Raw genomic sequence first — 13154 nt, forward strand, 5'->3', positions numbered from 1 at the left:
GGATAGGCCGGCAACCCGGCCTGTTCGCTGTATGAGGGGCAGTCGACATGGCAAGTCCGGGCAAGACCGCAAGAGAACTCCTTCAGTCGAAGCGCAACGACGTTTCTGCCGTCATCAGCGTTGCGCCTCGCGACACCGTCCTGAGCGCGCTCGAGCTGATGCGGCAAAGGAATGTCGGCGCTGTCGTCGTCCTGGGAAGCGGCCAACTCGTCGGCATCCTCACTGAGCGCGACTATGCCCGCAATGTCGAACTGGCGGGCCGTACAGCGCGGGAGTGCCTCGTCAACGAGATCATGACCGCCGACTCGATCGTATTTGCCAAATTGGACGATTCAGTCGAGCGCTGCCATGCGCTGATGAAGGCGTACCGAATACGGCACCTGCCGATATGCGAGGATCGTTCCGTGGTTGGCGTGCTTTCGGTCCGCGACATTCTGGAAGAGATCATCGCCGAAGAAGCTCATGTCATCCGCGCGTTGCAAGTCGACAGGCTGATGATGACGACCGATACGGGCTTCTACTGAGCCCGGCGGATAAGGCAGGCATGGCGCTGCGATCAGCGCGGGTTGGTTTCGAGAAAGATTGCAGGGGGGAAGCTGCATGGATTTCCTGATCGCCGTCGCAGCCCTCGTCCTGCTGATGTTTGTCGCCTATCGCGGTTTCAGCGTGATCCTCTTCGCACCCATCGCTGCGATGCTGGCCGTTCTCCTCACCAATCCCGAGGCCGTGCCACCCGTATTCACCGGCATCTTCATGGAGAAGATGGTCGGCTTCGTGAAGCTGTATTTCCCCGTCTTCCTGCTGGGCGCGGTCTTTGGCAAGCTCATCGAACTGTCGGGGTTCTCCAAATCGATCGTCTCGGCGGTGATCGGCGTCGTCGGGCGCGAGAGGGCGATGCTGTCGATCGTGCTGGTCGGCGCCGTCCTCACCTACGGCGGCGTTTCGCTCTTCGTGGTCGTTTTCGCGGTGTACCCATTCGCGGCCGAAATGTTTCGGCAAAGCGACATCCCCAAGCGTCTCATCCCGGGCACGGTTGCCTTGGGTGCCTTCACCTTCACCATGGATGCTCTTCCCGGCACGCCGCAGATCCAGAACATCATCCCAACGACGTTCTTCAAGACGGATACCTGGGCTGCGCCCATTCTCGGAACGATCGGCGCGATCTTCATTCTCACTACTGGCATGGCCTACCTGCAATGGCGCCGGCGAGCGGCCGCGGCCGCTGGGGAGGGCTATGGCGAGGGCCACACCAACGAGCCCGAACCCAWGGCCGCGGAGAAGCTGGTCCACCCGGCCATCGCCCTGGCTCCACTGGTCGTGGTCGGCGTGGCGAACAAGATCCTCACCAGCCTGATCGTCAAATATTACGGCGCCACTCACGAGGTGGCGCTGGCGGGAATGGCCAAGCCACTGGTTACGCAGGTGTCATCGGTCGCCGCGATCTGGGCCGTCCAGGGCGCGCTCCTGCTCGGCATCCTGACGGTGCTGGGCTTCGCGTTCCGACGGGTCATGGAGCGCTTCGCTGACGGCACCAAGGCGGCGGTGGCCGGATCGCTTCTCGCCTCGATGAACACGGCCTCCGAATACGGCTTCGGCGGCGTGATCGCGGCACTCCCGGGATTCGTCGTCATCGCCGACGCCCTCAAGGCGGTCCCGAATCCGCTGGTCAACACGGCGATCAGCGTATCGGTGCTCGCTGGGATCACCGGTTCGGCCTCGGGAGGCATGAGCATCGCGCTCGCGGCCATGTCGGAGCAGTTCATCGCCGCCGCCAACGCAGCGCAAATCCCGCTCGAGGTCCTGCATCGCGTGGCCGCGATGGCGAGCGGTGGCATGGATACATTGCCGCACAACGGCGCGGTCATCACCCTGCTTTCGGTGACCGGCCTGACTCACAAGCAGTCCTATCGGGACATCTTCGCCATCACCCTGATCAAGACGCTAGCGGTCTTCTTGATCATAGCTGTCTACTACATGACCGGACTGGTTTGACCGATTTTGCAAGAGGTTCGTTAGCAAGAGAAGCGCGAGCGGGCAGATCGCTCGCCGACAAACGGCGCTTAGGCGCCACTGGAGGCAGGATGTCACTTCAAGGAAAGGCGGCCGTCGTCACCGGATCGACGAGCGGCATCGGGCTTGCTCTGGCGCGTGCCTTTGCCGCGGAGGGCTCCAACGTTGTCATCAACGGTTTCGGCGACGCGGGGGGCATCGAGAAGGAGCGCGCGAGCATCGAGGCGGACTTCAAGGTGGCCTGCCGATACTCGCCGGCAGACATGTCGCAGGGAGCGGAAGTGACCGGCATGATACGGATGGCCGAGCAGGAGTTCGGCGGGGTTGATATCCTCGTCAACAACGCCGGTATTCAATATGTCGCGCCGATCGAAGAGTTTCCCGACGACAAATGGGAAGCGATCATCCGCATTAACCTGCTCGCCGCCTACTATGCGACGAAGGCGGTCGTTCCCGGGATGAAATCACGCAGCTGGGGGCGAATTATCAACACGGCCTCCGCCCATGCGCTCGTCGCGTCCCCCTTCAAATCCGCTTACGTCGCGGCTAAGCACGGCATTGCCGGCCTCACCAAGACGGTCGCACTCGAAGTGGCGAAGGATCACGTCACGGTCAATGCGATTTGTCCTGGCTATGTCTGGACGCCGCTGGTCGAGAAACAGATTCCCGACACGATGAAGGCCCGCAGTCTCACCAAGGAGCAAGTCATTTCGGATGTGCTGCTGGAAGCGCAGCCCACGAAAGAGTTCGTGACCGTGGAGCAGGTTGCGGCGCTGGCGCTCTTTCTGACCAGCGATGCCGCATCGTCGATCACCGGGACCATGTTGTCGATCGACGGCGGCTGGACCGCTCATTAGAGAGCCCCAAGAACGCTCTGCGGTGACGAAGGGCAGGCTGATCCCTGAGCCTTTGTCATCGCAAGCAACCACGCCACTGTGGCGCAAACCGATCGATGCGGTTCATTGTTGGAGGGAATATACCATGAATGGCAAGACACCCTATGAAGTGCCGGCCCAAATGCGTGAACTCGCTGAACGTAACGTCGAGCAGGCTCGCAAGGCCTTCGACGGCTTCATCGGCGCTGCGCGGAAGGCGGTCGAGGCCGCCCCTGGTTCTGCCGGGTTTGCGCCTTTCAACGCGCAGGATATCGGCCTCAAGGCCATCGCCTATGCTGACAACAATGTCTCTGCCGCTTTCGATCTGGCCCAGAAGCTGGTCAATGCGAAAGATTTGACTGAAGTCATGCATCTCCAGTCCGATTTCCTCAAGTCTCAGATGGCCGCGTTTCAGACCCAATTCAAAGAAATGGGGGCGGCTGCGCAGGATGCGACAGCGAAGGCTGTCGAGACAGCCAACACGGCTACGAAGTCGAAGTGATTGCTTCGTATGCATCAACTAGGAACGTCAGATGGCGCATGAGTTCAAGAAGGTCTTGATCGGGTTGACGCCGGCGGACGAGGGGCGCGCCGCGACAGCCGCGGTGCGCTTCGGCGTGGGCTTGGCGCGACAATTCGGGGCGGCCCTGACATTTCAGGCCATCGTTCCGCGCGTGTCTCTGCCGTACAGCGTTGTCGGCGGCATTGCCGCCGGCATCGTTGCGGAGGAGAACACGCGCCGGCGCGAACTCGTCGAGGCCGCGGCCGCCACGGCCAGGACCTTGGTCGACGAAGCCGGCCTGGCCTGTGCTGCCGACCTGCCCGATCTCGCTCTCGAGGAGCTTACCGAGCGCTTTATCCAGCTGGCGCGGCTGCAGGATGTGACGGTTCTAGATGCGGGTGACGATTTGCTGGGCAACAATCGCAATATGATCGAGGAGGCGCTGTTCAGCAGCGGGCGTCCGGTGATCGTGGTGCCGAAGACGGCCGACGGCGCTGCGCCTAAGCGGGTCGCGATCGCGTGGGACGGAAGCGCCCGCTCGGCCCGCGCGGTCGGCGATGCGCTGCCGCTGCTACAGGTTGCGCGGTCGGTCGCCGTGGTCGTCATTGGCGGGGAGAAGGATCTGAGCCGTATCGCGCCTGCCAGCGGGTTGATCGGTTACTTGGAGCATCATGGCGTAAAGGGCGAACTGGTGGCCTTGGAGGCGGTTGGCGGTGATGTTGCCGAGACCCTGCGCCGGCATGCCCGCGACAGCGGCGCCGAGCTTATCGTCATGGGCGCCTTCGTGCATTCGCGTTTCCGCCAAGCTATCCTGGGAGGGGTAACCCGCTCACTGCTGGAAAGCAGCCCCGTTCCTTTATTCCTTGCGCATTGAAACACCCCGGGTGGACCGGATGGTGCCGCCACATGCGACGGGCCGCCAAGGGGCGACCTGCTCCGCGGCGGTAAGCGCTGGCAGTTCCTCTGGCGCAGAAGATGCTCATCGCGATCGCCGCCGTGAAGACTGATCGCTGGGCCTCGGGCGGACAAGGGGAGAGCGCAACCGAGCCGTTGGACTCGCACTCATTTGCATCGCCCCGACCGTTAGGCACCGGCTATAATAACCGCGTCGACCAGCCATGAGTGACCGAGCCGCGTTGGGGATATACTGCCGCTTCATCAGCGTGAGCACGGCTCATGTGCTCAGCCTGTGGCGGCTTCCAACCACGACAAGGCTTGCGCTTTTTTTTCATACGGAAAATGTCGAATGTCTGCTGCCACGAAGTGCTTCGCGATATGCGGCATAATCTTGAGGAGTTCACTGTCGGTTACTACGGCGATCCGAGTAATCTTGCAGCGGTGATCCTTGACGAAACGGAGGTGCGATACCAAGGCGCCGAAGCTTTCCCAGCCCGGGAATGCTTCTGCGCGCACCAGCAGCCCCGCAAGTTGACCATTCGCCTCGATATACGGATCTATTTCCTCGGCGATCCTGTCAAAATCGGATTTCTCGAGCGGTCCAGCTGGGGACAGAATAGCGATCCCTTTGTCTGGGAGTAGATCGAACTGGATCATCTCTATGGTCTCCGAAGGCATATCGCGCCTGAAATTCCAACCTTTTCAAACGTTGAACTTGCTCGTTTACTTTACCGCCTGACCGCAGCCCGTTCGGCTTCCTGGAGGCGGCGAAATGCGGCGATATTGTCTTGGCCCTCCCGCATCGCCTTGGACATCTTATCGGAGTGCATCATCTCATAATTCTCATGTAAGACATCCATCGCGCAGCCAGCAGTTCTATTGCAAGCGGTCGCCGGGGTGCTTTCAATTAATCCAAAACTGATAATAATGGCTACAATAATTTTCAGGTTAATGTTGTTATTCATCAGGCTGGCTCCCTACCGATGGCCCTCGCCGCAGGCGCACTCTGGCGTCGCAGCGGCGGTTGTTAGCGGCCAAGAATTCACGGCTGCTTTACAGAGTAATTCTAGCGGATTCGGCGCGTGATAAACCTATACCTGAGGACAAGGCACAGGGGATTTTTGTCCTTCTAAACCTCGCGTCATTAAGCTGCGGCTCCCGTCTATTGTCGGATGCCGTCAACGCGCTTTATTCCGAAAGTGCGATTGTGCGGCGGCCCCTGATGCTGGGGCCCAAGCGCAGCGAATACCTGGTGCGGTCGGCATTCGTTCGATCTCAGCCCGCAAGGACGAAGATTACGATTGATCCCCAGGTCGTCAGGAGAATGTTGGCGGCGGGATAGGACGGTGTATACCCAAGGACGGCGACAGGGCTTCCCGATCGCTCCTGCAGGGCAGCGAGCGCGGCTGTCACTGTCTGCGCACCCGCCAAGCAGCCAAGCAGCAGAATTGGATTCATCCGCAGAACGAAGTGGCCGAAGGCCAGCCCCACGCATTGCGGCATCAGCGTCACCACGACGCCGCCAAAGAGGAGCCCGACCCCAGCCTCCCGCAGCGCCGAAACGAAACTGGGTCCCGCCTGGATTCCGGTTAGACCCACGAAAGCCGCCAGCCCGAGCGTCGTCATGAAACCCACCGCATCCGGGGGAATGCGCCCGAAAAGCGGCCGCCGAGTGCGCAGATAACCCACCAGAAGGCCGGCAAGCAGCGTTCCCACGCTGGTACTCAGCGAAATTTTGACACTCCCGACCGAAAAGGTGGCGAGGACCCCGACCATGCCGCCGCAGAAGATCGCCAAGCCGAGCACAGTGAAATCAATCGCGGCGCTCGGGCTGACGACCGCGCCGATTTTTGTAGCTGCGGCCTGAACGCTGACCTCCCGTCCGACAAGACTGAGCAGATCGCCGCGTTGCAATGCGATGCCCGCGGCAACCGGTATGTCCTGTCCCCCGCGGCTTATGGATCGCAGATAAATGCCCCGCGTCCAACTCTCTTGCGAAAGCTCTTCTAGATTTCTATCTGCCAATGCCGGATTGGTGAGAAGAACATCGATCACAGCAATCGGCATGTCCAGGAGCAGCCTGTTCTCGATCTCCTCGCCACGAGGCCCCACCAATTCGACGATGCTCGCGCGCCGGCCGGAGAGCGCGATTTCATCTCCCTGCTCGATCTTGGTGTCCGGACCGACCTCAAGAATGCACCCGTCTCGGCTGAGCCGGTGAATGAACAGGCGACCCGCCGGGCCGCGGGCCTCGGCGTCCGCCACGGTAAGCCCGATCAGGGCCGATGTGTCATCGATACGGTAAGCCCGCATCTCAAATTTCCGCCAGGCGGAGGCGAGCCCCGACCTGGAGCGATTCATGCCCAGTTCGTTCTCGAGCTTCTCGGCCTCGGCGCGCAGATCGATCCTGAGGAGTTTCGGGGCCACTTCGCTCAGGAAGAGGATTACACCCGCGTAACCGAAGATGTAGCAGACGGCGTCCGCCACAGCGATGTGAGCAACCAGCCGCGTGCGTTCCACTTCGGGCAGGGACAAACCGTTCACGGCATCGGTTGCTGTTCCCATCGCGGCACTTTGGGTCAGCGCGCCCGACATCAGCCCAGCTGCAAAGCCGGCATCGAGTTGAAGAAACTTGGCGACGACAAGCGCCGCGGCCAGACCCGTCACGGATACGACGATCGAGAGCATCATCGGCTTCATGCCGCCTCGCCTCATCGCCTGAAGGAATTGGGGCCCGACAGAGTATCCAATTCCAAACAGGAACAGCAGAAACAAGAATGACTTGGTCATGCTGGATACAGGGACCGGAGCGAAGTGCCCCACCAGCAGACCTGCAAACAGTGCTCCCGTGACCGGGCCGACGCTAAAGGCACCGATCTTGAAGCTGCCAAGCCAATAGCCAGCGGCGATCACCAGAAAGAGCGTCAGTTCGGGGTATCTGACCAGGAATGTCTCAAGCCACGCAAGCATCGGGCACGCTCCAGGCCGAGCCTGTTGCTCCTCAGGCCGCGCTTTGAATGCTAACGCAATCCATCCGGCAGAAACCTGTACCCAAGGACAATGCAGCTGCGCCTCCCTTGCCGCTTCTCGTCACGGATGCAAGCACAGCCGGGCGGCGAGCCGAGGACCCGACGCGCGCTGGTAGTCAAGCAGGATGTTGAAATAGGTTTTTGGCCCTTCGGAAGTGGCTCAGGCAAGCCTTGGCGCTTAGAAAATATCAATGTTTTCAGCGATTCCGCAAAATCGACTGACCCAGGTACAAAGCGGCAGAACCGACCCACGATCCCGACTTTTTCAACAGCTGCTAGGCGGTGTCGTCGCCGTAGATGCGAATATACCGTCCATCGACCTCGATCCCGACAAAGGGCTCGTCAAAAGCAAGGCAGAGCCGCTGCGCAAGTTCGACGACCGCATCGCTACTGTCCGTGCGAATTCGTCCGATCAGCATGGGCCTGCGCCTATGCTCATGGATACCTTCCGCGATCTGAACCGTGGCTGACGGGAAAGTCGACGCGATCATCTGACAGAGCAGATCGATATCGCCATCGCCCAGCGGGCGACACTGTGAATTGGGCACGTATACGAGGTGAACAGCCTGTCCAATGGCAGCTTCCAGCGCCAGCTTTGTTGATGAGTTGCCATCGATATCGCTAAGAGCTTCGGTCTTGATAGCGCCCTCCACGGATCTTGCTGTTTCGTCGAACATCGCCTCGATCGCTGCATTGGAACCACGTCCGGCGTCCGCCAAGTTGCGGCAGGAACTCAGATATCCAAGCCTGCGCTGGTTCGACCAGCCCACTGGAGGCGATTCTGCAATAGCGCGCAGATTCGAGATCAGGTCGGCGAATTTGACTAGTCGCGCCTCGCGCGATTTCCTGCCGAGCCCGTCCAGTCGAGCCCGATTCCGCTCAGGCTTCGGCAACGTCATGTCATCCGAATTTTCCTGAACGATATCAGCAACGCGCTCGCCGAAAGCGGTCACGAGCTCGGCATAGCCTGTGTGTGTATCCTCCAGGACATCGTGAAGTAGAGCCGCTATCAGAATGTCCATGTCGCTGCTTTCGACAGCCGCAACGAGGTCGGCCACTTCGATCAGGTGATTGATGTATGGCTCTTGGCTTGCCCCCTTGCGACGATGGTTCCGATGGGCCTTGGAGGCAAAGGCCAACGCGTTCATCAGCCGCCGCAAGTCATGCGCCTCGCGAGCGTCCAGCTTCACTGATGCTTTCGGTCCAAGGGTGTGCATCGATAAGCGGGGCCCTTTCCTTTTCAGGCCGGGAAGATGGATAACTGCCTCCCATTGATAACACACGAAACGCTTGCTCGTATCCGCGAAGACGCGAGCTTGCTTGGCCGCACAATGGCCGAGCGCTACCGATAAAATCGGCCAGATCGACGAACTTCATTCGCGTCGAGACAACATGCGGCCGACGCTTCGGGTCGATCCAGTAGCCTTGCAAAAGTACGGCGTCGGCGCTTCGCTCTGATCCTGTCTCAGATATTGTCGGCAGGCCATTTCGCGCTCCGCCTGGCGAATCTTCCGTGTCCGAAGTGGGGAAGCCAGCGGGGCGCAGTGCAACCGCGAGCGCATCGAATACGAACGATGCCGACGACGTCCGTGTGTTGCGACGGCTCCGACGACCGTCGGCAACCGCTGCCCGTTGCTCTATATTTAGCCGCGCGCATCTGGCGGTGTCGATAATTGAGCGCGCATAGCACCCGCGATAATTCTGTCGATTAACTTGGGCTGAAGGGGCGACGTCTGTCGGAGTCCCGTCAGGCAGCGCAAGATCGTCATTGTCGGCGCCGGCCTCGTGGGCGGCTCGGCTGTGCTTCGCTTGTTATACTAATCCGGGTGGCGTCGTCGTTTTGATCGATGTCGAGCCCGTTCGAGCCGAAGGCATGATCGCTCGTCTTGCGATCTAGACCCGAGAAAATATCGTCGCACCGGTATCGGCGCTTCCAACGACGGCGCGAAAGGAGGCGAACAGGTCCCGCCCGACGCCCCAATGCGACGCCTCGAGATCGGCCGCAGCCGGCGTGCGTGCGGCCCATTCCGCGGCATCCACCAGCACGGTCAGCGTCCCGGCGGGGGCATCCACCCGGATCAGGTCGCCGTCGCGGATCCGTGCGATCGGCCCGCCCTCGACGGCTTCAGGCGTGACATGGATGGCGGCGGGAACCTTGCCGGAGGCGCCCGACAGCCGTCCGTCAGTGACAAGCGCCACCTTGAAACCGCGATCCTGCAGCACGCCGAGCGGCGGCATCAGCTTGTGCAATTCGGGCATGCCGTTGGCCCGCGGCCCCTGGAATCGTACGACCGCGACCAGATCGCCAGTGAGCTCGCCGGCCTTGAAGGCGGCCTGCAGGGCCTCCTGGCTGTGGAAGATGCGGGCCGGGGCCTCGATGACATGGCGCTCCCTAGCAATGGCTGAAGTCTTGATCACGGCTCGGCCGAGATCGCCCGTGAGGAGCGTCAGGCCGCCGGTCGGTTGGAAGGGGGCCCCGGCGCCGCGCAGCACTGTTTCGTCGCCGCTGCTGCCGGCACCATCGCGCCAGGTGAGCGAACCGTCGGCGCCAAGCGCGGGCTCCTGAACATAGGCATCGAGCCCGGTGCCCCAGACCGTCTCGACGTCGCGATGCAGCAGCCCTGCCCCCAGCAGTTCGCGAATAACGAAGCCCATGCCGCCCGCGGCATGAAAATGATTCACGTCGGCCTTGCCGTTTGGATAGATCCGGGTGAGCAGCGGTGTCGTTTGCGCCAGATCGGAGAAATCGTCCCAGGTCAGCTGGATGCCCGCTGCAGCCGCCATCGCGACGAGATGCATAGTATGGTTGGTCGAGCCGCCGGTGGCATGTAGGCCAGCCACGCCATTGACGAAGGCGCGCTCGTCCAGCATCCGCCCGACCGGAGTATAGTCGTTGCCGAGTGCAGTGATCGCCATCGCCCGCTCGGTTGCCGCCCGGGTCAGGGCATCGCGCAGGGGCGTGTTCGGATTGACGAAGGAGGCGCCCGGCAGGTGCAGCCCCATGATCTCCATCATCATCTGGTTGGTGTTGGCGGTGCCGTAGAAGGTGCAGGTGCCAGGGCCGTGATAGGACTGCGCCTCGGCCTCGAGCAGGGCTTCGCGGCCGACCTTACCCTCGGCGAAAAGTTGGCGCGCCTTCGCCTTGTCGTCATTGGACAGGCCAGACGTCATCGGACCGGCCGGGATGAACACCGCCGGCAGATGGCCGAAGGAAAGCGCGCCGATGATGAGGCCAGGGACGATCTTGTCGCAGATGCCGAGGAACACTGACGCATCGAAGCTCTGGTGTGACAGTGCAACCGCGGTCGACAGCGCAATGACGTCGCGCGAGAACAGCGAGAGCTCCATGCCGGCCTCGCCCTGGGTGATGCCGTCGCACATGGCGGGCACGCCGCCGGCGACCTGCGCGACCCCGCCTGCCGCCCGCGCCGTGGCGCGGATCAGATCGGGGAAGCGCTCATAGGGCTGATGCGCCGAGAGCATGTCGTTATAGGCGGTGACGATGGCGAGATTCGCGCCGGCGCCGGAGCGCAGCATTACCTTGTCACCTGGCGCACACGCGGCAAAGCCATGCGCCTGGTTGGCACAGCCGAGCCGCTGACGGCGCGGTCCGGACTCAGCCGCTGCGGCAAGCCGGTCGAGATAGCGCCGGCGTGTGTCGTGGGAGCGGCGGGCGATGCGCTCCGTCACCTCGCCGAGGCGAGCGTCCAGAGTCGGGTTGCTGGCTTGGCCGGTCATTGGGACCTCCTGACTCGTATCAATGCGCTACGAACACGGCATGGTCAGGGCATTTGAAGACATTGTCACGGCGTGGGGAGTTGTTCCGTCTCGATCGGGTCGGTAGCCATTGCAGTTCTACTCTCGCGAAGCTGACTAGCTTTCGTTGGATCACGCCGGCCGGTCGTACGATAGGGTATACTGTAGCGGACACATCACAGGTGCCGCAAAACTGTGTCCGTAAGGCTTGACGCGACCCTACGGACATGCAGTTCTGCGGACGATATCTCTACGGACGGAAGATGCGCCCATGCAGACCGTGTTCTATGCTCGCGTCTCAACCGCCGATCAGACCATTGCCCATCAAGAGCGGCAGGCGCGGGATGCCGGCTTCGCGATTGACCGCGTGGTCGCAGATAATGGCGTCTCCGGCGTTAGTACCCGACTTGCCGAGCGGCCGGAGGGCCAGCGCCTCTTCGACCTGCTCCGGGCGGGGGACGTGCTGGTCGTGCGCTGGGTCGACCGGCTCGGGCGCAACTACACCGATGTGACGGAGGCGATCCGGGAGTTCATGCGGCGAGGTGTGGTCATCAAGACCATCATCAACCGCATGACCTTCGACGGGGCCACGGCAGACCCGATGCAGCAAGCCGTCAGGGATGCCCTTATTGCCTTCATGGCAGCCTCCGCTCAGGCGCAGGCGGAAGCTACCAAGGCGGCACAGGCGGCGGGCATCGAGCATGCGAAGGCGAGCAATGGGAGCGCCTACAGGGGCCGTAAGCCGAGCTATACCCGGGGGCAAATGGAAGCCGTGCGAGACCTGCTGGCGCAGGATGCGGGTATCAGCGTCATTGCCAGCATGACCGGTCTGTCCCGGCAGGCGATCTACAGGATGAAGGATGATCCCGCGGAGGCAGAGGCGGCGCTGGCAAAGTGGGGCATATAGCGCGGCCTATACTGGCATTCCCTTTGAACCGCCGAGACGCCTCAGTCCGCACAAGCATAAGCTAACCGTTCGGGCGCTGTTGCCGCCCATGGAGCTGTCTCATGCGCTCGCTCCCACGGGAGCGGGCTCTACAAGCGCCAACATTACGCCTTCGAGTATCAGGTACAAGTCTTCGCCCGTTGCATCATCGGGCAGTGCGGGTACACCGCCAACACCGCACGTGAGATGGGCGAGGATGAGTTCGCTGGTGGCCTCTACAGCCGCAGCCCGGCCCGCTGGCTCTCGCTTGAGTGCCCTGATGGATGTGATATCCCGGACCGAAACTTGGGGCCGCCAGATCCGGCCGAGCCTGCGGCCATACGCTTGAGGATCAGCTCGGACTGTACGGGCCTGGGCAAAGTCGATCACGTTCCCAGGTTTCAAGTGATCAGCCTCGATGGTTTAGGGACGAGGTCGTCCGATGTTCCGCTCGTACCAGGCCGCCAGATCGGCTCCCCAAACCTCGGCGAGTTCGGCAGGCGTCAGTTCGTCGGGCCGTCTCGGCTCGAGCGCCGCGATGCCTTTTCGCCAGCGCTCTTGATGTTTCGGCGGCAGAAGCGGGTTGTTCACGTCGATCGGCTTGTCGTCCATCGCCTTGAGGACATCCTTCATCCGCAGCGCACGCGGTTTGCGTCGGGTCTGCGTGTTCCGCTCCGTCGCGAGCTTCTTGAAGTGCACCAGGTCGCTGATAAGGCGGGCATAGGCGGGTACGTTTTGCTGCCGCAGCCGCGCAATCACCTCCGGGCCGTGCTCCGCGACGTCGGAGGCGACGATTTCGATGATCGATGCGCCGAGGCGATCCCGGGCGTTGAGCAGGTTCCTTCGCGGCATGGCGGCTTCTCCCGCGCCTGCGCGCGACGCGCGCGAATGGGGCAATTCTAGCAGGAACCCTTCCTCGGCTGACAGAACCGTCGAAGCCGGCTGCTGCGGGCCCGTCGGCAGATCAGCCACCGAGGCCCGCTTCTTCCACTTCGCGACGGTCTTCTGGTTGATGCCGTAGCGCTTTGCCAGAGCCCTCAGGCTCGCTTGACTATGCTGTATCGCTCGACGGATCGCCTCCGTCGTTGTGGCGCTCCCGTGCAGAACCTGGCCCATAGTGCCTCCTTCCATCCGATGGAAAAGATCGCACCATCAAAACC

General features: G+C 61.9%; 12 protein-coding genes and 1 pseudogene. 6 read left to right on the forward strand and 7 right to left on the reverse strand.

Annotation, left to right across the window (positions count from 1 at the left end; all coding sequences use genetic code 11):
* Positions 1-206, reverse strand: a 206-nt coding sequence (locus AC1DVA_RS24495) for a hypothetical protein (protein ID WP_476807593.1), incomplete at its 3' end; no start/stop codon positions are given.
* On the opposite strand from AC1DVA_RS24495, the gene AC1DVA_RS24500 reads away from it, so the two are divergent.
* The 5 genes from AC1DVA_RS24500 (at position 159) to AC1DVA_RS24520 (ending at position 4261) form a co-directional block, all read left to right on the forward strand.
* A complete protein-coding gene (locus tag AC1DVA_RS24500; RefSeq protein WP_476807592.1) occupies positions 159-524 on the forward strand; it encodes a CBS domain-containing protein in 366 nt (121 codons plus the stop codon). The genes AC1DVA_RS24495 and AC1DVA_RS24500 overlap by 48 nt on opposite strands.
* Before the next feature lie 76 nt (positions 525-600).
* Complete coding sequence (locus AC1DVA_RS24505; RefSeq protein WP_476807582.1) at positions 601-1992, forward strand: GntP family permease; 1392 nt, start codon at positions 601-603, stop codon at positions 1990-1992.
* A gap of 89 nt (positions 1993-2081) precedes the next feature.
* Entirely contained in the window at positions 2082-2867 is a 786-nt protein-coding gene (locus AC1DVA_RS24510) for a 3-hydroxybutyrate dehydrogenase (RefSeq protein ID WP_476807583.1), read from the forward strand.
* A 124-nt stretch (positions 2868-2991) separates the two neighbouring features.
* Positions 2992-3387: a phasin gene (locus AC1DVA_RS24515; RefSeq protein WP_476807584.1), complete on the forward strand. Its 396-nt coding sequence runs from the start codon at positions 2992-2994 to the stop codon at positions 3385-3387.
* Between the two features lie 31 nt (positions 3388-3418).
* The gene (locus AC1DVA_RS24520) at positions 3419-4261 is read left to right on the forward strand and encodes a universal stress protein (protein WP_476807585.1); all 843 of its coding nucleotides are present in this window, start codon (positions 3419-3421) and stop codon (positions 4259-4261) included.
* Between the two features lie 308 nt (positions 4262-4569).
* On the opposite strand, the gene AC1DVA_RS24525 is transcribed toward AC1DVA_RS24520, so the two are convergent.
* From AC1DVA_RS24525 to edd, 5 genes are all read right to left on the reverse strand, one after another.
* Entirely contained in the window at positions 4570-4941 is a 372-nt protein-coding gene (locus AC1DVA_RS24525; RefSeq protein ID WP_476807586.1) for a SpoIIAA family protein, read from the reverse strand.
* A gap of 71 nt (positions 4942-5012) precedes the next feature.
* Positions 5013-5249: a hypothetical protein gene (locus AC1DVA_RS24530; protein WP_476807587.1), complete on the reverse strand. Its 237-nt coding sequence runs from the start codon at positions 5247-5249 to the stop codon at positions 5013-5015.
* A 310-nt stretch (positions 5250-5559) separates the two neighbouring features.
* Positions 5560-7254: an aspartate-alanine antiporter gene (gene aspT, locus AC1DVA_RS24535; protein WP_476807588.1), complete on the reverse strand. Its 1695-nt coding sequence runs from the start codon at positions 7252-7254 to the stop codon at positions 5560-5562.
* Positions 7255-7588: 334 nt separating this feature from the next.
* Positions 7589-8503 (reverse strand): HD domain-containing protein, encoded by a 915-nt coding sequence (locus tag AC1DVA_RS24540; protein WP_476807589.1) that lies wholly within the window; start codon positions 8501-8503, stop codon positions 7589-7591.
* Between the two features lie 703 nt (positions 8504-9206).
* A complete protein-coding gene (gene edd, locus AC1DVA_RS24545) occupies positions 9207-11051 on the reverse strand; it encodes a phosphogluconate dehydratase (protein ID WP_476807590.1) in 1845 nt (614 codons plus the stop codon).
* A gap of 289 nt (positions 11052-11340) precedes the next feature.
* Here edd and AC1DVA_RS24550 point away from each other — a divergent pair, with 289 nt between their 5' ends.
* The gene (locus AC1DVA_RS24550; RefSeq protein ID WP_476807591.1) at positions 11341-11976 is read left to right on the forward strand and encodes a recombinase family protein; all 636 of its coding nucleotides are present in this window, start codon (positions 11341-11343) and stop codon (positions 11974-11976) included.
* Positions 11977-12906: 930 nt separating this feature from the next.
* Here the strand turns inward: AC1DVA_RS24550 and AC1DVA_RS24555 are convergent.
* Positions 12907-13110 (reverse strand): annotated as a pseudogene (locus AC1DVA_RS24555) (IS481 family transposase); the annotation flags it as partial.
* Positions 13111-13154 lie beyond the last annotated feature (44 nt).

It is taken from the genome of Allobosea sp. P4_C6 (genome assembly GCF_056402015.1).

Bases quoted from the DNA above. Each gene is read 5' to 3' on its own strand.
- AC1DVA_RS24500 (WP_476807592.1), top strand. From the start codon at position 159: ATGCGGCAAAGGAATGTCGGCGCTGTCGTCGTCCTGGGAAGCGGCCAA.
- AC1DVA_RS24510 (WP_476807583.1), top strand. From the start codon at position 2,082: ATGTCACTTCAAGGAAAGGCGGCCGTCGTCACCGGATCGACGAGCGGC.
- AC1DVA_RS24515 (WP_476807584.1), top strand. From the start codon at position 2,992: ATGAATGGCAAGACACCCTATGAAGTGCCGGCCCAAATGCGTGAACTC.
- AC1DVA_RS24520 (WP_476807585.1), top strand. From the start codon at position 3,419: ATGGCGCATGAGTTCAAGAAGGTCTTGATCGGGTTGACGCCGGCGGAC.
- AC1DVA_RS24525 (WP_476807586.1), bottom strand. From the start codon at position 4,941: ATGATCCAGTTCGATCTACTCCCAGACAAAGGGATCGCTATTCTGTCC.
- AC1DVA_RS24530 (WP_476807587.1), bottom strand. From the start codon at position 5,249: ATGAATAACAACATTAACCTGAAAATTATTGTAGCCATTATTATCAGT.
- aspT (WP_476807588.1), bottom strand. From the start codon at position 7,254: ATGCTTGCGTGGCTTGAGACATTCCTGGTCAGATACCCCGAACTGACG.
- edd (WP_476807590.1), bottom strand. From the start codon at position 11,051: ATGACCGGCCAAGCCAGCAACCCGACTCTGGACGCTCGCCTCGGCGAG.
- AC1DVA_RS24550 (WP_476807591.1), top strand. From the start codon at position 11,341: ATGCAGACCGTGTTCTATGCTCGCGTCTCAACCGCCGATCAGACCATT.